Source organism: Rhizobium sp. BK181, from assembly GCF_014193305.1.
Classification (GTDB): Bacteria; Pseudomonadota; Alphaproteobacteria; order Rhizobiales; family Rhizobiaceae; genus Rhizobium.
The window spans coordinates 37980-59366 of record NZ_JACHZA010000010.1 but is presented as its reverse complement, the minus strand read 5'-3'; the positions used below and the strand labels follow the sequence as shown (position 1 = coordinate 59366).

Below are 21387 nucleotides of genomic sequence, written 5' to 3'. Positions count from 1 at the left end.
CTAGTCTTTTTCCTTGGCGTCATCGACGACATCGGCCTCGGGGCGGTCGCCTCCGTTCGACCGTTCCGTTGTCCAGCTGCCGTCTGCACGCTGATATGTAATGTCCGCATCCTGGCCATCGAGCTGTTGTCGCTCCGCGGCTTGTTTGGCCGCTGCCAGTGCTTGTTCGTGAGTTGGGAAAGTTTCCGACCAGACATCGTCCAGGCGGTAAGCCCAGGCGCCATCGTGTTCGGCGACGTGGTAGGTAATCGACATCGATCATTCCTTCAAGAACTTTTCTCAGGAATGTGCGGGACGGCTTCCTGCAGATTGCAAGACTGGAACGCAGGTCGCCAGATGCTTGTTCCCATCGACGCCTGGCCTGTGTGAGGCTGGATTCAGTGTGAAGAACGATCTTGCGCGAGCGGGGAACGCTTCATAGGTTTGAGACGTTGATGGATTCGTTCAACGCCTTTCAATAGGAACCACATGCGCGCTCAGTCGAAGCCATTCATCGTCGAAGTTAAATCCTCGCGCCGCCCGGAGCGCCGCCAATCCGCGTCGATCTGGGGAAATCTGGATCTTTCGGCCGTTGCTGAAGAAATTGCGGAGGAACTGCCGCAACCAGCCGCCGCGCCGGCAGAATCCGCCGACGCGCAGTAGCCTTTTAAAGCTACGCCGCGACAAAGCGATAGGATGTGTCCTTGCGTTCGGCGTAGCCGACGCCCGGGTAACTCCAGTGATAGCCAAGCATCTTCAGCTTGTCGGTGGCGGCGCGATCCAACAGCATTTGACGGGTTTTCAACGCAACCTCCGGCTCGGTGTCGAAGCCGAAATGCCAGGCGGGATGTTCGAAGAAGATTACGTCGTTGGTGCAGGCGTCGCCCGTAATCAACAGACCACCGTCTCCAGCCAATTCGATCGAGATGTGGCCGGGCGTGTGCCCGCGGCTCTGCAGGATTCGCATGCCTGGAATGATCTCCTGATCGGGCCGAACCAACGTCAGACGGTCTTTGACGGCAAACAGGTCCCGTTGCGCTCCGCGGGCAAAATCGTGAAGCACCGACGGCAGATGCGTCTCATAGTCCTTGTCGGTCCAGAAGTTCCATTCGGCTTCACTGACGAAATACTGCGCATTCGGATAAAGCACCTTGCCGTCGGCTGTTGTCGTTGCGCCCGAGTGATCCGGGTGAGCGTGAGTGAAAACCACCTTGGTGATCACCTCCGGCGCGACGCCGATGGATTGCAGGTTGGCGGCCAGCTTACCCGCGCTTGCCTGGAAATGACTGCCGGAACCGGTGTCGATGAGAATCAGGTCGTCGCCGTGGCGGATCAGCGGGATGTTGGCCTGGACCGGAGCGGCGGCCGAAGTTCCGCCGAGCCGCGGCATGATCAACTTGCGCTCTTCAGGCGTGGCGTCGGGCAGCAGGATCTCGACCGGGAGCGTTAGAAAACCGTCGCTGACGACCGTAATGTCGAACGCGCCGTGATGGAAGCGATGGAACTCGGCCGCGATGGCATCGCGGGAAGCGAGCATCGCCGCTGCTGCAGCCGTCAGCTTCAGCAGGTCGCGTCGGGATAATCCATTTGGAATGCTGTCTCGTGTAGTCACAGCCGTCTCCTTTGCTGGGCAGATACGTCATGTGTCGCAGGCGAGCGCGACCGCACTCGCCTGCGAATACTCATCCGCATAGCGGCAGCCGTGACGAACGGAGCCGCGGACCCACATGCTTAATCCAGGAAGAACTCCAGCAGGTCGGCGTTGATAACTTCAGGGTGCGTCGTGCACATGCCATGCGGCAAGCCGGCATAAGTCTTGAGTATGCCGTGCTTCAAGAGCTTGACCGAAAGCGGAGCGGAGTCGGCATAGGGAACGATCTGATCGTCGTCTCCATGCATCACCAGGGTCGGTACCGAGATTCGCTGGAGATCCTCGGTAAAGTCCGTTTCGGAGAAGGCCTTGATGCAATCGTAATGCGCCTTTGCACCACCCATCATCCCCTGCCGCCACCAGTTTTCGATGACGCCCTGACTGACCTTGGCACCCGGGCGGTTGAAGCCGTAGAAGGGGCCGGTGGGTACGTCTAGGAAGAACTGCGCACGATTGGCGACGAGCGCCGCACGGAACCCGTCGAAAACCGCGAGCGGCAGGCCGCCGGGGTTCTTGTCCGATTTGACCATGATCGGGGGGACGGCGCCGATCAGAACGGCCTTGGCGACCCGGCCGGGCTTCGCACGCGCGACATAGTGAGCAACCTCGCCGCCGCCGGTCGAGTGGCCGACATGGATGGCGTTCTTGAGATCGAGCGCGTCGGTTAGCGCGATAACGTCCGCCGCGTAGGTGTCCATCTCGTTGCCCTGCCACGTCTGGCTGGAGCGGCCGTGGCCACGCCGGTCATGGGCGATCACCCGATAGCCCTTGTCCAGAAAGAACATCATCTGCGCATCCCAGTCGTCTGCACTGAGGGGCCAGCCATGATGGAAAACAACAGGCTGGGCGGTGGCCGGACCCCAATCCTTGTAGAAGATTTCGGTTCCGTCCGTGGTCTTGATGAATGGCATGATCAGGTCCCTCTCTCTGGATGTGATTGCTTCGATGGTGGCAAGGCACGCCAGCATCCTTCCGACGCCCATATTATGGAGCGTCCGGCTAGAGCTGGCCCACCGCGCTGCCGTACTACGTCATCATCATGACGCGGCTTTAGCGGCGCTGCGAACCAACGGTAACTTGAGGCAAATATTACAGAATGGAAGATGCCGTTTTGAAGAAATGGTGCGCAGGAGAAGTTAGCCGGTCGTGCCTTCGGACGGACGCGGGGCAGGGGACGCATTCGTTATAGATCGGTCCCTGATTGGGAACACGGAGTGTCTACGAATTCAACGGGGCACTGGCCATGATATCGCCAAAGTCAGCATCGACCTTCCTGGAAGGGAGGCGATCTGATGAACGCTGACGAAAACCGCTATATCGAGATCACCACGCGGCTCCGTTCCGCGCAGTCGTTCTGCGAGTTTCTTGCGCACGGCGGCACTGTCCGCATCGCGCAGTCCGACGGTGCGCCATTCCACGACGTGAGTCACCGACTTCTCCAGCAGCATCGCCTGGAGGTCGAAGCCTTGAAGCGTGTCCGTAGGCAACTGTTTCCCGATCGCGTCGATGACGACATCAATCCTTGCCTCTACAGCCTGAACTAGCTGCTCGCTGTCACGCGATCGCATTCGCAGCGATACCGGCGGCGAGGCTGGTGTGATCAACGCAACGTCAAGTTCGAAAACTGTGCGAGTTGCCGAGCCCTCGAATTGAGCTCCAAAAATTATCCTGGATTGCAGTGCCGCCACGTCGTCGGGGATCGTCGCGCGCATGTTGACGTGAGTTCGAGGGTGGGCGGGCGGAACCGTGTCACCAATTCCGGAGCGCCGCCATTGTACGATGGTGTCGGCGAAGACCCTGGTACAATCGACGCTGGCACTCGACGGTGTAGGATCTGGCAGTGTGCAAAGATTTCGCACGGGGAGTTTTGAATGGATCGGATCGACGCGATGAGTTTTCCTTGCGGCAGCGGGCGAGGGCGATCTGGCTGGTGTGGCGCGAAATCGAGAGGCAGCAACGGACTTCTCGATCGTCTGTGCGATCGGCGTCACCAGCTTTCCTGCGCAACCCTTCGCTTAGCGTTCCGACGCGACGTCGGTGATGGCGCTGGACAACGGAACGCAAACTGAAGATCATTGCCGCGAGCTATGCCCTTGGGAGACCGTCTCCTCGGCGGCTTGACGACATGGAGTTGCGCCGAGCCTTCTTCGCGGGCGTCGGCTCCTGAGCGAGGGAGGCGCGGTGGCCGTGGTTTCCGACCAGCCTGTGACTGGCAGTTGCAATGCAAAGAAGCTGGAAGATCGGGTGCGCAGCCTTGAGACTATTCTCAGACGCAAGGTGTTGGAGAATGAGGCCCTGCGAGAAGCTCTTTCCAATGTGCAATCCGAGAAACCGATTGGGATACCCTTTGACGCCGGAGCCGCGATCAAATTCTCGCAGGCTCTTTCCCGCAACCTCCTCCATTCTGCACTCGTTGAGCGTCTTTTGCAGATCTCCGTGGATTATGCAGGCGCCGAGCGCGGCCTCCTGATCTTCATCATCGATGATGAGGCGACGATCAAAGCGGAGGCTGTCGTTCGGGCCTCCGGCATTGAGGTCCAAGCACGAAATGATGCAGTCGGCATGTTCAAGGAGTTGCCGATGGCGATCTTGCAATACGTGATCCGAACGAACGAACCGGTGATACTCGACGATGCATCAACCGACGCTGTCTACGGTCGCGACGAAACGGTGCTCTCGCGAGGAATGCGTTCGACACTTGCGCTTCCGATCCTCTCGCAGTCGAAGCTCATCGCGATACTCTTTCTCGAAAACAACTTCGCACCCTGCGTGTTCACTCCGGATCGAGTCGCGGTGCTCGAACATCTTGCATCGCAGGCCGCGATCTCCTTCGAAAGCGCCGATCTTTACGCCGAATTGGAAAAGAAAGTCGCGCTCCTTGACGTCCTCCCGGTATCCACTTGGATGCTCAAGCCGAATGGCACTCCCGAGTTCGTAAACCGCTCCGGACTGGAATTTGCCGATCAATCTTTGGCTCATATAACGTCACATCCAGCCTCATGGATGGACGCTGTTCATCCGGACGATAGAGAGGCAGCAACTCGGATTTTCCGTCGGGGTGTTCAGCTAGGACAAGACTTTTCCTTCGAGACACGAAGCCTTAGCGCCCGCGATGGAAGCTACCACCTGCATTTGCATCAAGCGGTTGCGCTACGGGACCGCGAGGGTCAGGTGGTGAAGTTCGTTGGAACGACCACCGATATCGACGAACACAAACGCGGTGAGGAATCGCTACGCACAACACAGTCAGCGCTTGCCCATTCAACCCGGCTTGCCACCCTTAAAGCAGTTGTAGCTTCGCTCGCGCACGAGGTGAGCCAACCGCTATCGGGAATATGGGCGAATGCAGACGCCGGCGCGCGGATGCTGGCTTTAGATTCTCCTGATCTCTCCGGTGTTGCAGAGTCGGTCAAACGAACAATGAGAGACGCAGTGAGGGCAACGGAAATCGTCCAACGGATGCGAGCGATGTTCGCTGAGGCCGCGCCGACTTCAGCAGCGGTGAATATCAACAATGCCGTCAATGAGGTCGTAGCGCTTATCGCGGGCGAACTGGAGAAGGGCGGCGCTACAGTACGAACCAGCCTGTCCGACAGAATGCCGCTTGTCGCCGGCGACAAGATCCATTTGCAGCAGGTGATGCTAAACCTGCTGTTGAACGCGATTGAGGCTATGGCTTCCGTTGATGATCGCCCCCGGATTGTCCGGATCGAGACCATCTATGACGATCGGACCGACGGTGTGCTCGTGAGTGTTCGAGACGTCGGGATTGGACTGGACAAAACGAGACTGGAAAAGCTGTTCCAACCATTATTCACGACCAAAGCGAGGGGGCTTGGTGTCGGCCTTTCGATCTGTCGAACGATAGTCGAAAATCATGGCGGGCGTATATCTGCCGCCGCCAACGCGCGTGAGCCGGGAGCATGCTTTTCGTTCGTCCTTCCGACGTACGAAGCGTCGGAAAAGCAGGCCCCGTCGAAATCGTCGGCCTAAGCCGTGAGGGTGCAAATATGATCGTGCAATGGCTCAGCTTGGACGGTCAAAGTAAGCTCCGTTAAGTCATCAACACTCGATGACTAGCCACCGCACCCTTGACGATCCGCTGTCGTCACGCCGTAGCGGACGCTTGTCGTACGATGCAATGGTTTTCGTTGTTTAGCCTAGGTGTGCTGCATCGGGTGACATGGTCGCGAAGGCACGCAGTCGCTGCGACGGTGGGAAGTTTCGAGAGGCACCGGTAAATGCTCGATGTGCTTGCACTCTGCTTTTTGCGATTGTCTGGGTCGCGATCGAGCCGCTGAGGCGCTCGGCTGGCCTATGCAGAATGACAACCTCCCGAAGGATATGGTGGTAGTCCGGCATGCTTGGATGCGCGAGGTGCTGACGCGCCATCGAAAAGGTGGGCCGTCTCTAAGGCGGAAGAGACGGCCCAAGCGGGCCTCCGCAGGCCGCTGGCCCCGGTGGAGGGGAGGGCGCCGGGACATGTCGCCAGTCTTGAACGTGCGTTCGAGAGTGGGAGGTCAACGACAGGTCCAGGGTAACCCGCTGCGGCAGACGATTTAAGTGCACTTAGGTATTGGTCAGAGGGTCTGCGCCCCGTGGAGAAATTCCCGATACCATGGTGCAATTGGAGGAGCGAGCACAGTGGCAGATTGTAGGCGCATCGATCGGCAGGATCTGCAGGGCCTTTGTCCGGAATTGCCTTCTGAAGCCGCTCTCGGACAACAGCCATCCCGCTATTGTGTTGGCACGCAGTCCGCTCGGTCAACGAAGTGCAGTGTGTGAAACAACCGAACCTGGGTGCTGAAATGAACAGCGCGTTTACAAGACAGCCAGCGAACGAGGCCTTCCGCCAGACCGCATTCCTCGACAGCACGAATGCTTCCTATGTTGAGGAGCTACAGGCGATGTTCGCCAAGAATCCGAACTCTGTGGGTCCCGAATGGCGCGATTTTTTCGACCAGCTTGGCGACGACATCGGCGACGTCGCGAAGGGGGCGTCATGGAAGGATGCGAATTGGCCCGTTCCACTTCAAGGTGAACTCATCGCGGCGCTGGACGGCAACTGGCAGCAGACAGTGTCGGCAAAAGCCGAGGCTGATGCGACCGGCGATCGTACGGTCTCTGCAGAGTTTGACGCACGGGACACCGCGCGTGCCCTGGCGTTGATCGGGAGTTACCGGACCAGAGGACATCTTGCGGCGGACCTGGATCCCCTCGGTTTGAGTCCACGCGCACAGAACCGCGAACTGGAACCATCGTTCCATGGGTTTGAAGAGGTGGATCTGGACCGTCCGGTCTACATAGGCGGCGTCATGGGCTTGGAGTCGGCGAGTGCACGTCAACTGGTCTCGGCCTTGCGCAGCGCGTACTGCGGAAAGATAGGCTTTGAATACATGCACATTGCCGACCCCGCCAGGCGCGAATGGATGCAACGGCAGGTCGAAGGGCAGAGGTATCAACCGAACGGGACGAAGAAGCGTGCCATCCTTCAGACACTTGTCGAGGTCACTGGGTTTGAACGCTTCCTCGGCAAGAAGTTCGTGGGTACGACGAGGTTCGGGATCGATGGCGCGGAAACCACGATCGTCGCACTTGAGGAGATAATAGCGCGGGGAGCTGAACTGGGCGTTGCCGAAGTGGTCCTGGGCATGGCCCACAGAGGGCGCCTCAACGTACTGGGCCAAGTCATCAAAAAGCCGCACCGGGCCATCTTCAGCGAGTTCAAGGGGGGATCCTCCTTTCCTGACGACGTGGAGGGATCTGGAGACGTCAAGTATCACCTTGGAACCTCTTCGGACCGCATCGTCGATGGCAGGCAAATGCATTTGTCGCTGGTGGCGAACCCCTCCCATCTGGAGGTCATTGACCCCGTCGTTCTGGGCAAGGTGCGGGCCAAGCAGGAGCAGAGGGGTGACTCCGTCGAGCGATCAAGCGTGATGCCGTTGCTGATCCACGGAGATGCGGCCTTCGCAGGCCAAGGCGTCGTCGCGGAAAGCCTGGGGCTGTCTGGGCTAAAGGGCTATCGAACCGGTGGATCAGTCCATCTTATAATAAACAATCAGGTGGGATTCACGACTGATCCAAGTTATGCGCGTTCTTCCCCTTACCCTTCCGACGTCGCCAAGGCTGTAGATGCTCCCATTTTTCACGTCAACGGAGATGATCCGGAAGCCGTTGCATGGGTCGCGCGGCTTGCGACCGAGTACCGGCAGACGTTTCACCTGCCGGCGGTCATCGATCTGATATGCTTCAGGTTGTTCGGCCATAACGAGGGCGACGAGCCTTCATTCACGCAGCCGGCGATGTACAGGGAAATACGATCGCATCGGTCAAGTCTGGAGCTGTACGTCCAGCGGCTTGTCGCCGAGGGGATTATGACCGAAGCCGACGTTGACGCAGCCGGGGCAACATGGTCGGCTTATCTCGAAACAGAACTGGAAGCGTCAAAGAGCTACCGGCCCAACAAAGGCGACTGGCTCGACGGCCGATGGGCGGGATTGGAACGTGGTGAACCTGAAAGCGAAGAAACGTCGGATAGTCCGACAGGTGTTGATCTCGGAGTGCTACGGGATATCGGGCGGGCGATAACTGCTCTCCCCGATCGCTTTGCAGCGCATCCGACCGTCATCCGGTTCCTCGAAGCTCGCCGCAAGGCAGTCGAGAGCGGACGGGATCTCGACTGGTCTACGGCCGAGGCTCTCGCCATGGGTTCTCTTGCGAGACAAGGCGATCGCGTGCGCCTGTCCGGCCAAGACAGCGAAAGGGGAACCTTCTCTCAGCGTCATTCCGTGATCATCGATCAGGAGACCGGCGACCGCTATCTACCGCTATGTCATCTAAGCGTAGACCAGGCGCCGTGCGAAACCTTCAACTCGATGTTGTCTGAGGTTGCCGTGCTGGGATTCGAGTACGGGTACTCTTTGGCGGAGCCGCATTGCCTCGTCATGTGGGAGGCTCAGTTCGGAGATTTTGCAAACGGAGCCCAGGTGATATTCGATCAATTCCTGTCGTCGGCCGAAAGAAAATGGCTGCGCATGTCAGGCTTGGTCTGCCTCTTGCCACACGGATATGACGGACAAGGGCCTGAGCATTCGTCGGCTCGCCTCGAGCGCTATCTGCAGAACTCCGCAGAGGGCAACTGGCAGGTCGCTAATTGCACTACTCCTGCCAACTACTTCCACCTGCTGAGACGACAGGTAACGCGGCCTTTTCGCAAGCCGCTCATTCTCATGACGCCGAAGAGTCTTCTGCGGCATAAGAGATGCCGCTCCGATCTCAACGAACTAGGTCTCGGATCGTCCTTTCGGAGAATTCTTCGCGACGATGCGGAGAACGACGGCGACCTCGTCGAGACTCCGTCGATGCGAAGAGTTCTCTTGTGCTCAGGCAAGATCTATTTCGATCTCGAGGCAGAGCGACGCAAGCGCGGCGTCACCGACGTCTACGTACTGCGGCTCGAGCAACTCTACCCGTTCCCCGCAAAGGCGCTTGCTCTCGAGCTGAACCGGTTCGGGACAGCCGAAATATGTTGGTGCCAGGAAGAGCCGAAGAATATGGGCGCTTGGTCTTTCGTCGAAGCCTACGTGGAGTGGTCATCGGGGCAGGGACGCGGCCTGGCGCAGCGGCCAACCTATATCGGCCGCCCCGCGTCGGCCTCTACTGCTACTGGACAGATGTCACGGCACGTCGCCGAACTCCAGGCGATAATGGACCGGGCCTTCGCTACCGATTGATCTCTCAAATTGGACGGGCCGATCGAATGGCACTTGAACTTCAAACAGCCAACGAGAGCACCAAGCGTTCGCATGCGGCTGACGTACTTGAATACTACCGGATGATGCTCTTGATACGGCGCTTCGAGGAGCGCGCAGGCCAGATGTATGGGGCAGGCCTGATTGGCGGCTTTTGTCATCTGTACATCGGACAGGAGGTGATCGCGGTGGGAATGCGGGCCGGCCGCCGGCATGAGCCCGCGATCAGTTATGGCGGAACTCTCGAGAAGGCCGTTCGCCAACGCTGCAAACGGCAAATGACAACTAGGATATCAGATATGGATTCCGCGACCATCATCAGAGCGCTGGCCCATCCAACGCGACTAAATATCCTAAAGTGGCTGAAGGATCCTGACCGGTATTTTGGGCCGCAGGAATATCCAATTGATCTAGGGGTTTGCGCGAGCCAATTCCAGCGCGACGGACTGGCTCAGTCGACGGCATCCGGTCATCTCAAAGTACTAACGGACGCTGATTTACTGAGCGCCAGGAAGATCGGGCAGTGGAAGTTCTACCGAAGGAATGAGGCAGCCATATCGAGCTTTCTGCATCAGCTCACAACAGAAATTTAGGCCGGCTCAAGCGCCCGTCGCAGTGAATATTTCTTTTGGCGGTGGGGTGGCGCCCCGACGGAACCGACTTCTGTATTCGACCGGCGTGACGTTGATACGGCGGACAAAAGCTCGCCGAAAGGCGCTCTGATCGTTGAAGCCGCACAAGGCTGCTACGCGCTTCAAGGGAACGTCGCCCTCTTCAAGCATTCTTCTCGCGGCATCCACCCTGACGGCTTCGACGTAGTCCCCTGGCGTCATGTCAGTTTCGCGTTTGAACGTGCGGGCGAAGTTGCGCGCGCTCATCCCAAGACGAGACGCCAGCGTCTCCACGGCGAGATCATTGGCGATATGTTCCGCTACCCATTGAGTTATCTCGCGAATAGGCCCCATTTCAGAGACCTGAGCTTCAAGATGCACGCTGAATTGCGACTGACCGCCTGGACGCTGCAGGAAAAGTATTAGCTCTTTCGCGACCCTCAGCGCCACGCCCCGACCGAAATCTTCCTCGACCATCGCGAGTGCGAGATCCATGCTCGCCGTTACGCCGGCACTGGTGTAGACGGTTCCGTCTTTGATGAAAATCGTATTCGGCTGGACGTCTATCGCTGGGAACATCTTTCTGAGCCTTGTCGTGGAATTCCAGTGCGTCGTTGCGCGTCGTCCGTTGAGAAGGCCTGCGCTGCCCAGCAAAAAAGCTCCGGTGCAGATAGAAGCCAGCCGGCGCACCTGGACGGATCCGCTCTTCACCCAATCGACCAACTTGGGGTCCGCCTCGAAGTCTTGAACGCGCGGGCTGCCAGCAATTAAAAGCGTGTCGAACCCTTCCAGCGATTCGTCGATGGTCCGATCAGGGAGCAGGCGCCCGCCGTTGGACGCCACGACCGGCTCCCTGTCCCGCCCGACGACAGCTAGCTCGTATCCGGTCCTCCCATTAATCAGCTTGTTCGCTTCAGAAAAGACGTCCATCGGTCCCGCGACGTCCAGCATTTGCACGCCGGGCATGGCTAGTATCGCTATGCGCATGAGCCTACTCCTCGCGCCGGCCACCAGAGTCCGCCGAAATCTTCCGCGCCTACTTTGCCGGCGGCGGTGGCTGTCGGACAATAGTACTTTGGCATCGACTTACTCGTAACTCGCTCGGAGACGAGCGTACTCCTCAACAAGGCGCTGCAGCGAAAACGATCGATTTAACCCGCTGGGATTGGGCAGTACCCAGACCTCCGCGCCGGCGAATGTCATGGCTTGCCGGCCCCAGTCAAAGCGTTGCGATGCGCAGACACTGGCAAATGCCGGCTTCCCAAGGAACGCCAGCCTTTTCGGCCGAAAAGCCCGTAACTTGCGTTCGAATTCCGGCGCGGCGGAGGCGTAGTCCTGGGGACCGAGTTCGACGGCGCTTTTTGTCGCACGAGATACGAAGGCCGTGACGCCGCAACCGTATTCCAGAACCTGGCGCTCCTGATCCGCGCGCAACAGATAAGGGGTGAACCCGGAAAGATGAAGGACGCGCCAAAACCGGTTGCTCGGTGATGAAAAGTTGTGCCCGTCCCGGACAGCAGAGGTAGCCGGGTTCAGCCCGCAGAAAACTACAGAGAGGTCAGGCGCCAAGACGTCCGTCAGCCCCGCGGGTGAGACCGTGGGGCCCGGCGCCTCGTTCTGGGGACCTCGCTCACTCATACAAGTGCGCGGCCATCCCCGGTGATCACTGAACTCAGATCGACCGCCTCGTCGGAAAGGATCATTTCGTTGTGGGGTTTTCCGGATGGAATCATAGGCAGACAGTTTTCCGTCTTTTCTACTCGACAGTCGAAGATTACGGGACCGGGGTGGGCCAGCATCTCAAGGATCTTTCCATCCAGTTCCGCCGGGGTCTCAGCTCTCATTCCCTTGGCGCCGTAGGCCTCCGCCAACTTCACGAAATCGGGCAGGCTTTCCGAGTAGGAGTGACTATATCGCTCATCGTGTAGCAACTCCTGCCATTGTCTGATCATCCCCATGTACTCGTTGTTCAAAATGAAGATCTTGACGGGAAGCTTGTACTGCACCGCCGTGGACATCTCCTGCATATTCATCAGGATGGAGGCTTCTCCTGCGATATCGATGACCGTGCTCGTCGGATGGGCGAGTTGAGCCCCGATTGCTGCGGGGAGGCCGTAGCCCATGGTGCCAAGCCCGCCTGAAGTCATCCAGCGGTTCGGTTCATCGAGGCTGAAGAACTGTGCTGCCCACATCTGGTGCTGCCCGACTTCGGTCGTCACATAAACGTCCCGGTTAAGGGTGAGGGCGCGCAATCGTTCGATGGCATATTGTGGTTTGATGACCTCGTCGGACTTCCGGTAGCCGAAGGCGTTGCGTGATCGCCACTTTTCGATCTGTTCCCACCAGGCCGAGAGCTGCTCTTGGCGGCTTGTGGTCGAGGTTTTCGGCCAAGCGGCGATCATGTCGTCGAGCACCGAGCAGGCGTCACCGACAATCCCGACGTCCACCTGGACGACCTTGCCGATTGACGAGGGATCGATGTCGACATGGATCTTGCGCGAACCGGGAGAGAATGCGTCCAGCCTACCCGTGACGCGATCGTCGAACCGGGCGCCCACGCAAAACATCACGTCGCAGTCGTGCATCGCGTGGTTCGCCTCGTAGGCTCCGTGCATCCCAGGCATTCCAATCCAAAGCGGATCGGAAGCAGGAAACGCACCCAGACCTGTCAACGTCGATGTGACCGGGGCGCCCAGAAGAGCCGCGAACTGTCTAAGCCGCTGGCTCGCCGCTGGGCCTGAATTGATTATCCCGCCGCCGCTGTAGATGATCGGCCGTCGTGCTTTCGCCAACAAGGCTATCGCCTGGTCAATAAGTAAGGGGGATGCCTTGGTCTGCGGCTCAAACCGATGCAGAGGTAGCGCTTCCGCTGGCCCGACATATCTTCCTATCTTGACCTGAATATCTTTGGGGATGTCGATGACGACTGGACCCGGCCTGCCAGTGGTTGCGATACGGTACGCCTCATGCAACACGTGGGGCAGTTCGTCGACGCTTCTGACCAAATAGCTGTGTTTGGTACACGACCTGGTTATACCGATGGTGTCCGCCTCTTGGAACGCGTCCGTACCTATCAGATGCGTGGGCACTTGGCCCGTGATCACGATAAGTGGGATCGAGTCCATCAGCGCGTCCGCAATTCCGACAACGGTGTTGATCGCTCCGGGTCCGCTCGTGACGAGCACGACGCCCGGCTTTCCGCTGGAGCGCGCATAGCCTTCAGCCGCATGTGCGGCACCTTGCTCGTGGCGAACCAGAATATGCCGGAGCCTCGGCTCGTCGAGCATGGCATCATAAATCGGCAGAACGGCGCCACCGGGGTATCCGAAAAGCACTTCGACGCCATGATCTGCAAGCGCCCGAACAACCATCTCCGCTCCCGACATTTCGTCCGGCGCGGACGGCATAGCGTATTCGTTTGGTTTCATCCTTAAATTCCATTCGGTACGAGAAAGCTTCCACTTCGCTTTCGTGCCAGTATATAGAATTCGAGCATGACCGAATTGTCTTGCTGGGGGCAAAAACGGACAGATGCGCGTCCATTGCTGCCAGCGTCACTACCGATGCCTGAGCTTCATGGCGCCGGGGGTATTCCAGCGATGTGCGCCATGAGCCTTCTGACGCTCAGTTCCTGGTCAAGCTCGTTCACCAGCAGTTTGAACCAGCTTAGGCCGACCCAGAGAGTTACCTTGTCGTCTACGTCCTCTGCGCGAACCTGACCTCGTTCCGCGCCCCTCTTCAGCATCTGTCTCACGTCGGCGGTGCGGGCGGGCAGGAACCGCTCCCGCAATGCGTCCAGAGCCTCGGACGCGCCCTGCGCTTCCGCAATGAGACTTTTCAATGCTGCGCCAGCAGGATGCGAGGCCCAAAAGCGCCACAAGCTGACAGTGTACTGCTCCAGGTCGTCCAAGAGATCACCGGTATCGGGAACTGGAACTGAAAGATGGCGCTCCGCCGTGTAGATCGCGATGAAAAGGTCCGCCTTTGTAGGATACCATCGGTAGATCGTCGTCTTGCCCGATCCCGCCCGGCGAGCGACTTCCTCGACCGAAAATCCGATGTACCCCTTCTCGGAGATCACTTCGCGCGCCGCCGCAAGCACGGCCGCCTCCGCCTCGGGATTGCGGCGGGCTCCGGTGGACTTGCGAGGTTTGGCGAGAGGCTTTGGCAGACTGGTCATCCTTCAGGGGTAACTCAGGTTGCAGGTCAGGATCAACAGCGAAGCGCGAGCCTTATTTAGAAGCTTGACGGTCGCGCGCGCGGGATGAAGCCCGGAACGCCAGTGTCGACGACCGAATTGAACCGGATTTCGGTCTCGATCTTCTGGTCGATCTCGACCAGCGCTTCCTCTGGAATAGAGAGAAGGTTCGCGTTCTCCATGATGCGACTTGGCGTCACGGACGTCGTCAGAAAGGCCGTTCCTCGCTGAGCGGCCCATGCAAGAGATACCTGCGCTGGAGTCATATGAAGGCGGGCGGCGACGCTCTGGATAACCGGGTCCTCAAGGAGGTTCGGTTCCATGCCATGTCCCAAGGGTGCGAAGGCCAATAATACGATTCCTTCCCGCTTGCAGTACTCGAGCATCTCCCATTCAGGAAGATAAGGGTGTGATTCAACCTGAACGATGGCGGGCTTTATCCTTGCTGCTTCGACGACGAGCTTCAGTTTCGGCAATGTGACGTCGGAGAGACCGATCGCCCTGCATTTCCCGCCATCGACAAGTGCTTCCAGCGCGCGCCATGTGTCGATCAAGTTCACCTGATCATCATAGATGACGGCGCCATGCTCATCGCGTGGATCGTGTTCATCTCCCGGCTGAAAGGCAAACGGCGTGTGTATGAGGTATGCGTCTACGTAGTCCACCTGCAGCCGGCGGCAGCTCGCTTCAAACGCGGCCTCGACCCGCTCTGGCCTGTGATTGGTGTTCCACAGCTTCGTGGTGATAAAGATGTCCTCGCGGCCGACCAACCCGGCGCTGAATGCATCCTGTAAAGCCTCCCCGATCACATGTTCATTCAGATAGCGCTCCGCGCAGTCGAAGTGGCGGAAGCCACTTTCGATGGCCAGCTTGACCGCGCTCTTTGTCGCCATAGGGCTGGGTATCAACGTCCCGAAGCCGACAACCGGAATATGGCCGCGGCCGTCCAGGAGAGGAAGGCGGCGATCGCGAGGCGCTACCGTTTCTTTCATTGTATGCTCCTTGGTTGAGAAAACATCGATGCGACAGCGCTCATTGCGCTACGGCAACAGATGTCTCGGTCGAAATTACTGCGAGGCATCCACGTCGACCCGTCGTTCGATCGTGAAAAGTTCTTGAGGGCGGCTGACCCCTCGTAAAGTGTGAGCGCCAACCGACAGCAGGCAGCCTCCGTTGTCCGCCTCCAGCGCTGAGGCAAATGTCGACGATATCAGGAGGTTCCTTTCGAGCGAGCGGCAGAGCGAGGCAATCCTGCTCACCTCGTTCACCGTCGGTCCGATGACCGTGAAATCCAATCGCTCCCGTCCGCCAATATTGCCGTAGAAGACGTCGCCGAAGTGCAGAGCCAGATAGACTTCGGTCACGGCGCGGCCTTCGATCCTGTGGCGCGCGTTCAGATCAACGAGCTTCTTGTCGAGCAAGCCCCGCCCGTGCAGCGCTGCAGCGCAGGCCTCCTGCGCAGTAGCTCCTCGAAAGATCGCGAGAGTGCCGTCGCCCATCAGCTTGAGCACTTCGCCGCCGGCAGCATTCACCGACGAAATGACCGCCTCTGCGTAGTCGTTGAGCATCGGGATGATCTCCTGCGGATCGGATAGGTCCGAGATGCGGGTGAAGTTTGCAAGATCCGAGAACCAGAGAGCGGCGGCAATCTGATCGGTCTTGTCTCGACGCATCTGGCCGAGCAGCACATGTCGTGCAGCATCCTCACCGAGATAAACCTTGGCAATTGTCCGCGCGACGCCACTGATGGCGACGCACTTCGTCGCGAGCGCCAGACAGGGTGCGAGCGCTTTAAGCGCGTTGAGATCCGCTTTCGAAAAGCCGCCGGGTGCTCGTGTTGCAAACTGCGAAAAGAAGCAATCGATCTCCCCGATCGTTCCGTTGTCTCCGAACCTATGTGCTAAGGCCACAAAATCTGTGAATCCATCTGCCTTCATGGAGTCGAGCAGATAAAAGTCACCCGCATCACCATCGCAAAACCGCCTCCTTACTTCGAGGTCGCCAGTCGTACGCAGGTAGAAGAAGGCGGTCCGTTCCCAGTTTATCGCGAGGCTTCCACCCGTTCCCAATCCGAACTCTGACAACCTCTCGATCGCCTGATTAGCGTCCCATCTGAAAGCGCGACGCTCGTACATGGGATGCAGCGCCTCGATCACCGCACTGGCTCGTTCCACCGGAACGCCAGACGCCGCGCAACGTACGCAGAAGCCGGCCAGCAAGTCGGCCTCGGGCATTCCTTCGATGCCCGACTGCATCAGCCAGGCGGTCAACTCTGCAACTCGGTTGTCTTTTATTGGCATGTCAAAGCAGTCTGTTGGCAAGAATCTGCGATTTTAGCGGGTCGTAAGTGGATGCGCGGGTGAGGGAGCCATGAGAGAGACAACGAGCAGTCCAGCGACCGCTGCAGCGAACGTGAGCCAAAACCCGTCGATATAGGCTAGAACATTAGCCTCCCTTTGCACGATCGAAGCGAGCACGCCCAATCCCCGCTTTAAAGCATCCGCGGACGTCGAACCGCTCGAGGAACCGGAACCGAGACTGGAGAGCATCGAGTTCCATCCGGGCGTCGTGCCGGTGACGTGAAGACCGATGAGGTTGGAGTGCAACTGCTCGCGCTGCCGAATCCAGGTCGTCATCGTGGTGGCGACGGTTTCAGAGCAGATCAGACGCATGACCTGAACATATGCTGTGAGCGACACGGCCCGCGCAGGATTCACGTTGCTGAAAAGCGTTGCCACGGCGGCAAGGAACACCAGCTCTTCTCCAAACGTTTGAAGAACGACTATCAGGCGGTATTCGGGTAGCGCCCACAGGTTGGTGAGTTCGGTGCCCAACCATGCCGAGACAAGAAAACATGAGAACCCGAGGATCAGGGTGGCCCTCTGCTTGATCGTCCTTACCAGCACCACAGCGGTGCCGGTGGCTACCAGGAGGAGTGCAATAGCAAGCGGCGCCGAAAAGTCGCCCACTTGCTCGGGGCGCAGTCGCGTGACCGAGACCAGGAAGTTCGGCTCGAGAAGCGAGCTCCCCAAGCTGGTGGTCATGAAACAAGCGATTGCCGCAAAGCCCAAGGCCACATTCCGAGAGAAGAGCACGGAAATATGCGCCCACGGATGCGTTACGCGCGCCTCATGCAAGAGGAATACGAGGACTAGAAAAGCGCTGGCGATCATCAATGAAACGACCATTCCAGATCGAAACCAATCCAATCGATTCCCCTGATCCAATGCAAAATAGAGCGTGGTCAACGCGACGCCGAAGAGCGCCATGCCGCCCCAGTCCGCACGGCTCAGCAACTCCCGGTCCGTTACGACCGGCTTCGCGCCGTACCAGAACAGGATTCCGACCATGGGAGCAATCAAGGCGCCCTGCCAGTACAGCCATTGCCAACCGATCGTCTGGGTGTAGCTTCCCGCCGTGTAGAGACCCAGATTCTGGGCGAACGGTATCCGGAGCACGTAGAAAGCCAGCGCGAATATCCAGTACCTGCGGTCGAGATTCTTGAACGCTATCATCAACGTTGCGCCGACGAACATTCCGAGGACCACAGCTCGCAGCGCGTGCAGAACTGCAAGCACTTCGAACGAATGCTGGAAGGGGATGAGAACCGACACCGTCGAGTAGAGCGCCACGGGCACAGTCATCACTCGCTTGACGCCAAAGACGGCTATCAACCAGCCGACGCTAGGGGCGACCAGTATCTGAGGCGCTGTCGCAAACGTGCTCAGCCACGCGCCTTCGTCGAAGCTCAACCCGAACGCTCCGCGCAGGTCCGCAAGGCCGATGTTTGCCGTCCGAACGTCGAACGCGGTCAGTATCGACGCCAGAACCATTGCCACGGCAACAAAACCTTGCCGCGGCAGGTCGCTGCCATTTCCGGTCTTAATCATGGCCTTCGGCCTCGGTGTCTATCTTCGTGATGACCGACATTCCTGGCCGAAGCCTTTCGAAGTGCGGCTGCTTTGCATCGAGCTCGACGCGAACCGTCAGGCGCTGAGCAACTTTGGTGAAATTGCCGGTGGCGTTGTCGGGTGGAAGCAGGGCGAAGGTCGAGCCGCTGGCAGGCGAAATCTTCGAGACGGCGCCATGAAACGTCTCTCCGGGAAGGAGGTCCGCTGTCACCTCTACCGATTGCCCTTCGCGAACTCTCGAGAGCTGGTTTTCCTTGTAGTTCGCAAGAACGTACACGTGGGGAAGAGGGACGATCGAAATGAGACTGGTGCCAACGCTCACATAGTTGCCGATTTGCACATTTCGTCTGGCGACAATGCCATCGATCGGCGCACGAACGGTCGTATACCCGACGTCCAGCCGCCGAGCAGCGACATCCGCTTCGGCCAAGTCGACATTCGCCTGCAGGACTTCGCGTTGTTTTGCGAGCACTTCCAGCTTCACCTGTTGCGCATCTACATTCGCTTTGGCGGTCTTGGAGTTCGCCGAAGCTCGCTCGAACGCCGCCGTAGCCTTCTCGAGGTTTTGAACGGAGCTTGCTCGGCCGTCCAAACCCAGCCGGGTCTGACGCTGGAGCTCCTTGTCCGCCTGGACCTTATCGGCTTCCGACGCTTCGCGTTGCGCTGCAGCTACGTCGATCTGCGTGAATTGAAACGTACGCTGCGTCGAATTGTCTTCGAGCTGGGCGCGCGCGGCCTCAAGCTTCGCCTCGGCGGAACGCAGTGCCACTTCGTATGGCTTCCGATCGATCGAAAAAAGAAGATCGCCGGTTTTGACACGCGTGTAATCGGCTACAGGCACCAACTCGACTGTCCCGCCGATGCGCGCACTTACGGACGAGACATCGGCAAAAACCGCTGCGTCGTCGGTAGATTGAACGCTTCGCGCCGCGACCCATGAGTCCCAGTTCGCCCCGGCTGCGACCACTGCGCCCAGTGCTATAATGATTGCCGAACTGGGGACGATCAACGATGAACGGTTGCGGACTGCGGCCACCGGAGCCTTGGGAGCCGCCGACGCTTTTGCTTCCCCCGGCTGCGGCACGAGCGCCGTTACATTGTTTTCGTGTGCCAAGCTCCAATTCCTTTTCTTTGACCACGCCATGACTTCATCCGTCGTGATGGACCTCGCGGTCCGCGATTGCAGAATTCGTTCGCCGCTTCCGTCGCTGGAAGGCGGGCCGTCTCGTCGACGGACAACCGTAAGAATCCTGAGACGCTTCATATATACGATACGTATCGTATCGAAAAGGACTGTTTCATGAATTCTCGCCGGTACTGCTATTCGTTTTTGCTGACACTGGACCGGGGTATCAGATCATCCGGCGGCGCTACACGCCACAGGACTTAGGTATCGCCGATACTATCGTATGATGGCTCGACAGGTTGTGAGATGGTTCGATAGGCGCGCTGGACGCTCCGCCCTCGATGGCAACGAGACTTTGAGGTAACCCGATGGCCCGACTACTATCTGTCAACGTAGGTTTGCCCAAGACCATCTCCTGGCACGGCAGGGAGGTCCGGACCGGCATCTGGAAGGAACCCGTTGCCGGGCCCAGGATGGCAAGGCGCCTGAATATCGATGGGGACGGCCAGGGTGATCTGGCGGGGCACGGCGGTGAGAACCGTGCGGTGTACGTGTACCAGATCGAATCCTATGACTACTGGCAACGTTTCCTCGGTCGGAGTGACTTTGTCTTCGGACAATTCGGCGAAAACTTCACGGTAGAAGGGCTGTCAGATGCGGAAGCGTGCATCGGAGACCAATACCGGATTGGCAAAGCGTTGTTCGAAATCTCGCAACCACGCGTGACCTGCTATCGCCTCGGGATCCGTATGGATGTCCCAGAGATGGCGTCGCTTCTCGTCTCCCATGGTAGGCCGGGGTTCTATATGCGGGTCTTGGAGGAGGGGCTGGTCGAGGCGGGCGACGACGTCGAGATGGTCGCCGCCGGACTCAACCGGTTGACGATCTCGGAGGTCGACGCCCTGCTATATAAACCCGACCATCCCATCGACCGTCTCGACCTTGCGATCGACAATCCGGCATTGAGTCTGGGCTGGCGGCAGTCCTTCGAGAAGTTGAGGGACGCTAGCCTCAACGGTCGGGCCAGCGGAAACGCAGGTCTGGCCGCGTACCCGCAGCCTGATCCGGCCTGGGAGGGATTTCGCGAATTCCGAGTGAGCCGGAAGACATTCGCGAGCAGCGACGTCGTCTCGCTGGAGTTGGAGCCGCGCGACGCGCTCCCGATCGGCGACGCCCTTCCTGGGCAATTCGTCGTAATCGAGTTGAAGCCGACCGCTTCGACCCCGTGGCTGAGAAGCTACTCCCTATCAGCGCGGCCGGATAGTAGAGGGTTTTCCATTAGCGTGAAGCGTGAAGTCGGCGGAAGCGCTAGCGGCTACATCCACGACACCCTGGTCGTCGACGACGTCGTCGGCTTGAGCGCCCCGCGTGGCTCGTTCGTTCTTCCGCAGGGTGACGGTCCCGTGGTGTTAACAAGCGCCGGGATTGGAGTGACGCCAGTGCTTGCAATGCTTGAGGCGTTGGCGGAAGAGGGGACAGAACGGGAGATCTGGTGGCTCCACGGCGCGCGGAACGGTCTGCAACATCCGTTTGGTGAAACTGCCCGTCGGTTCCTGTCATCGATCCCACGCGCCCACAGCGTGATCTGCTACAGCTCACCGACGTCGATGGACGTCATTGGACGCGACTACGACCGCAAATCCCGGCTGAATTCGGATGTGCTCAAATCCTTGTCCTTGCCCCTCGACGCCGAATACTGCATCTGCGGTCCCGCCGAATTCATGAGCGATCTCATTGAGTTTCTCCGATCGTCGGGAGTCGATAGGAGCCGCATCCACTCCGAGGCATTTGGGCCGGTTTCCTCGATCACGCCCGGCATCGCGGCGGTCGAGGGACGTCGTCCGCATCAGCCCCCCGGAGAACGGGGAACTGGACCATTGATCACATTCGCCAGGAGCGGGCTCAGCGTCGCCTGGAGTTCAAACTACGACAGCCTGTTGAATTTTGCCGAAGCCTGCGACGTCCCGGTGCGCTGGTCTTGCCGTGCTGGTGTCTGTCACACGTGCGAGACGGCGCTAATTTCTGGTGCCGTCGTCTACGATCCCCAGCCGTTGGACACGGCTGCGAAGGGAAACGTCCTCATCTGCTGTTCCAAGCCCAAAGCGAATGTAATCCTCGATCTTTAAGTTTATGGAGCCGCCCGCTGTTGCTCGTGCC

The 21387-nt window shown here is 58.9% G+C and carries 17 protein-coding genes and 1 pseudogene; 7 read left to right on the top strand and 11 right to left on the bottom strand.

Features of this window, described 5'->3' with window-relative positions; all coding sequences use genetic code 11:
- Entirely contained in the window at positions 1–255 is a 255-nt protein-coding gene (locus FHT77_RS20720; protein ID WP_114712520.1) for a DUF2188 domain-containing protein, read from the bottom strand.
- 213 nt (positions 256–468) lie between these two features.
- Between FHT77_RS20720 and FHT77_RS20715 the strand changes: the two genes are divergently transcribed.
- Complete coding sequence (locus FHT77_RS20715; protein WP_016553676.1) at positions 469–642, top strand: hypothetical protein; 174 nt, start codon at positions 469–471, stop codon at positions 640–642.
- A 10-nt stretch (positions 643–652) separates the two neighbouring features.
- On the opposite strand, the gene FHT77_RS20710 is transcribed toward FHT77_RS20715, so the two are convergent.
- A complete protein-coding gene (locus FHT77_RS20710) occupies positions 653–1516 on the bottom strand; it encodes an MBL fold metallo-hydrolase (RefSeq protein WP_183756886.1) in 864 nt (287 codons plus the stop codon).
- Positions 1517–1710: 194 nt separating this feature from the next.
- Positions 1711–2541, bottom strand: a complete 831-nt coding sequence (locus tag FHT77_RS20705; protein WP_183756791.1) for an alpha/beta fold hydrolase — start codon at positions 2539–2541, stop codon at positions 1711–1713.
- 381 nt (positions 2542–2922) lie between these two features.
- Here FHT77_RS20705 and FHT77_RS20700 point away from each other — a divergent pair, with 381 nt between their 5' ends.
- From FHT77_RS20700 to FHT77_RS20685, 5 genes and pseudogenes are all read left to right on the top strand, one after another.
- Positions 2923–3174 carry a hypothetical protein gene (locus FHT77_RS20700; protein WP_183756790.1) on the top strand — a complete coding sequence of 84 codons (252 nt, stop codon included), beginning with the start codon at positions 2923–2925 and terminating at the stop codon, positions 3172–3174.
- A gap of 637 nt (positions 3175–3811) precedes the next feature.
- Positions 3812–5623: an ATP-binding protein gene (locus FHT77_RS32070; RefSeq protein WP_183756789.1), complete on the top strand. Its 1812-nt coding sequence runs from the start codon at positions 3812–3814 to the stop codon at positions 5621–5623.
- A 268-nt stretch (positions 5624–5891) separates the two neighbouring features.
- A pseudogene (locus FHT77_RS31485) lies at positions 5892–6019 on the top strand (DUF599 domain-containing protein); the annotation flags it as partial.
- A gap of 419 nt (positions 6020–6438) precedes the next feature.
- Positions 6439–9366, top strand: a complete 2928-nt coding sequence (locus tag FHT77_RS20690) for a 2-oxoglutarate dehydrogenase E1 component (RefSeq protein WP_183756788.1) — start codon at positions 6439–6441, stop codon at positions 9364–9366.
- Between the two features lie 317 nt (positions 9367–9683).
- Entirely contained in the window at positions 9684–9977 is a 294-nt protein-coding gene (locus FHT77_RS20685; protein ID WP_183756885.1) for a helix-turn-helix transcriptional regulator, read from the top strand.
- 6 nt (positions 9978–9983) lie between these two features.
- On the opposite strand, the gene FHT77_RS20680 is transcribed toward FHT77_RS20685, so the two are convergent.
- The 8 genes from FHT77_RS20680 to FHT77_RS20645 all read right to left on the bottom strand — a co-directional run bounded on the left by FHT77_RS20680 (position 9984) and on the right by FHT77_RS20645 (position 19218).
- On the bottom strand, positions 9984–10982 hold the full coding sequence (locus FHT77_RS20680) for a GlxA family transcriptional regulator (protein ID WP_183756884.1): 999 nt from the start codon (positions 10980–10982) through the stop codon (positions 9984–9986).
- A gap of 99 nt (positions 10983–11081) precedes the next feature.
- Positions 11082–11633 (bottom strand): G/U mismatch-specific DNA glycosylase, encoded by a 552-nt coding sequence (mug, locus tag FHT77_RS20675; RefSeq protein ID WP_183756787.1) that lies wholly within the window; start codon positions 11631–11633, stop codon positions 11082–11084.
- Positions 11630–13423 (bottom strand): acetolactate synthase 3 large subunit, encoded by a 1794-nt coding sequence (locus FHT77_RS20670; RefSeq protein WP_246720011.1) that lies wholly within the window; start codon positions 13421–13423, stop codon positions 11630–11632. Before FHT77_RS20670 ends, mug begins: the two co-directional genes overlap by 4 nt.
- A gap of 146 nt (positions 13424–13569) precedes the next feature.
- Entirely contained in the window at positions 13570–14175 is a 606-nt protein-coding gene (locus FHT77_RS20665; RefSeq protein ID WP_183756786.1) for a TetR/AcrR family transcriptional regulator, read from the bottom strand.
- 56 nt (positions 14176–14231) lie between these two features.
- On the bottom strand, positions 14232–15185 hold the full coding sequence (locus tag FHT77_RS20660) for an aldo/keto reductase (RefSeq protein WP_183756785.1): 954 nt from the start codon (positions 15183–15185) through the stop codon (positions 14232–14234).
- A 75-nt stretch (positions 15186–15260) separates the two neighbouring features.
- Positions 15261–16493 carry an adenylate/guanylate cyclase domain-containing protein gene (locus FHT77_RS20655; protein ID WP_183756784.1) on the bottom strand — a complete coding sequence of 411 codons (1233 nt, stop codon included), beginning with the start codon at positions 16491–16493 and terminating at the stop codon, positions 15261–15263.
- A gap of 33 nt (positions 16494–16526) precedes the next feature.
- Positions 16527–18083 carry an MFS transporter gene (locus tag FHT77_RS20650; RefSeq protein ID WP_183756783.1) on the bottom strand — a complete coding sequence of 519 codons (1557 nt, stop codon included), beginning with the start codon at positions 18081–18083 and terminating at the stop codon, positions 16527–16529.
- Entirely contained in the window at positions 18076–19218 is a 1143-nt protein-coding gene (locus FHT77_RS20645; protein WP_246720004.1) for an HlyD family secretion protein, read from the bottom strand. The genes FHT77_RS20650 and FHT77_RS20645 overlap by 8 nt, the downstream gene beginning before the upstream one ends.
- Before the next feature lie 380 nt (positions 19219–19598).
- On the opposite strand from FHT77_RS20645, the gene FHT77_RS20640 reads away from it, so the two are divergent.
- A complete protein-coding gene (locus FHT77_RS20640; protein ID WP_183756781.1) occupies positions 19599–21356 on the top strand; it encodes an MOSC and FAD-binding oxidoreductase domain-containing protein in 1758 nt (585 codons plus the stop codon).
- Positions 21357–21387 lie beyond the last annotated feature (31 nt).

Coding starts and splice junctions, on each gene's coding strand:
- FHT77_RS20660 (WP_183756785.1), bottom strand. CDS start 15,185: ATGAAAGAAACGGTAGCGCCTCGCGATCGCCGCCTTCCTCTCCTGGAC.
- FHT77_RS20700 (WP_183756790.1), top strand. CDS start 2,923: ATGAACGCTGACGAAAACCGCTATATCGAGATCACCACGCGGCTCCGT.
- FHT77_RS20655 (WP_183756784.1), bottom strand. CDS start 16,493: ATGCCAATAAAAGACAACCGAGTTGCAGAGTTGACCGCCTGGCTGATG.
- FHT77_RS20665 (WP_183756786.1), bottom strand. CDS start 14,175: ATGACCAGTCTGCCAAAGCCTCTCGCCAAACCTCGCAAGTCCACCGGA.
- FHT77_RS20650 (WP_183756783.1), bottom strand. CDS start 18,083: ATGATTAAGACCGGAAATGGCAGCGACCTGCCGCGGCAAGGTTTTGTT.
- FHT77_RS20710 (WP_183756886.1), bottom strand. CDS start 1,516: ATGCTCGCTTCCCGCGATGCCATCGCGGCCGAGTTCCATCGCTTCCAT.
- FHT77_RS20680 (WP_183756884.1), bottom strand. CDS start 10,982: ATGCGCATAGCGATACTAGCCATGCCCGGCGTGCAAATGCTGGACGTC.
- FHT77_RS20685 (WP_183756885.1), top strand. CDS start 9,684: ATGGATTCCGCGACCATCATCAGAGCGCTGGCCCATCCAACGCGACTA.
- mug (WP_183756787.1), bottom strand. CDS start 11,633: ATGAGTGAGCGAGGTCCCCAGAACGAGGCGCCGGGCCCCACGGTCTCA.
- FHT77_RS20705 (WP_183756791.1), bottom strand. CDS start 2,541: ATGCCATTCATCAAGACCACGGACGGAACCGAAATCTTCTACAAGGAT.
- FHT77_RS20715 (WP_016553676.1), top strand. CDS start 469: ATGCGCGCTCAGTCGAAGCCATTCATCGTCGAAGTTAAATCCTCGCGC.
- FHT77_RS20640 (WP_183756781.1), top strand. CDS start 19,599: ATGGCCCGACTACTATCTGTCAACGTAGGTTTGCCCAAGACCATCTCC.
- FHT77_RS20670 (WP_246720011.1), bottom strand. CDS start 13,423: ATGAAACCAAACGAATACGCTATGCCGTCCGCGCCGGACGAAATGTCG.
- FHT77_RS20690 (WP_183756788.1), top strand. CDS start 6,439: ATGAACAGCGCGTTTACAAGACAGCCAGCGAACGAGGCCTTCCGCCAG.
- FHT77_RS20720 (WP_114712520.1), bottom strand. CDS start 255: ATGTCGATTACCTACCACGTCGCCGAACACGATGGCGCCTGGGCTTAC.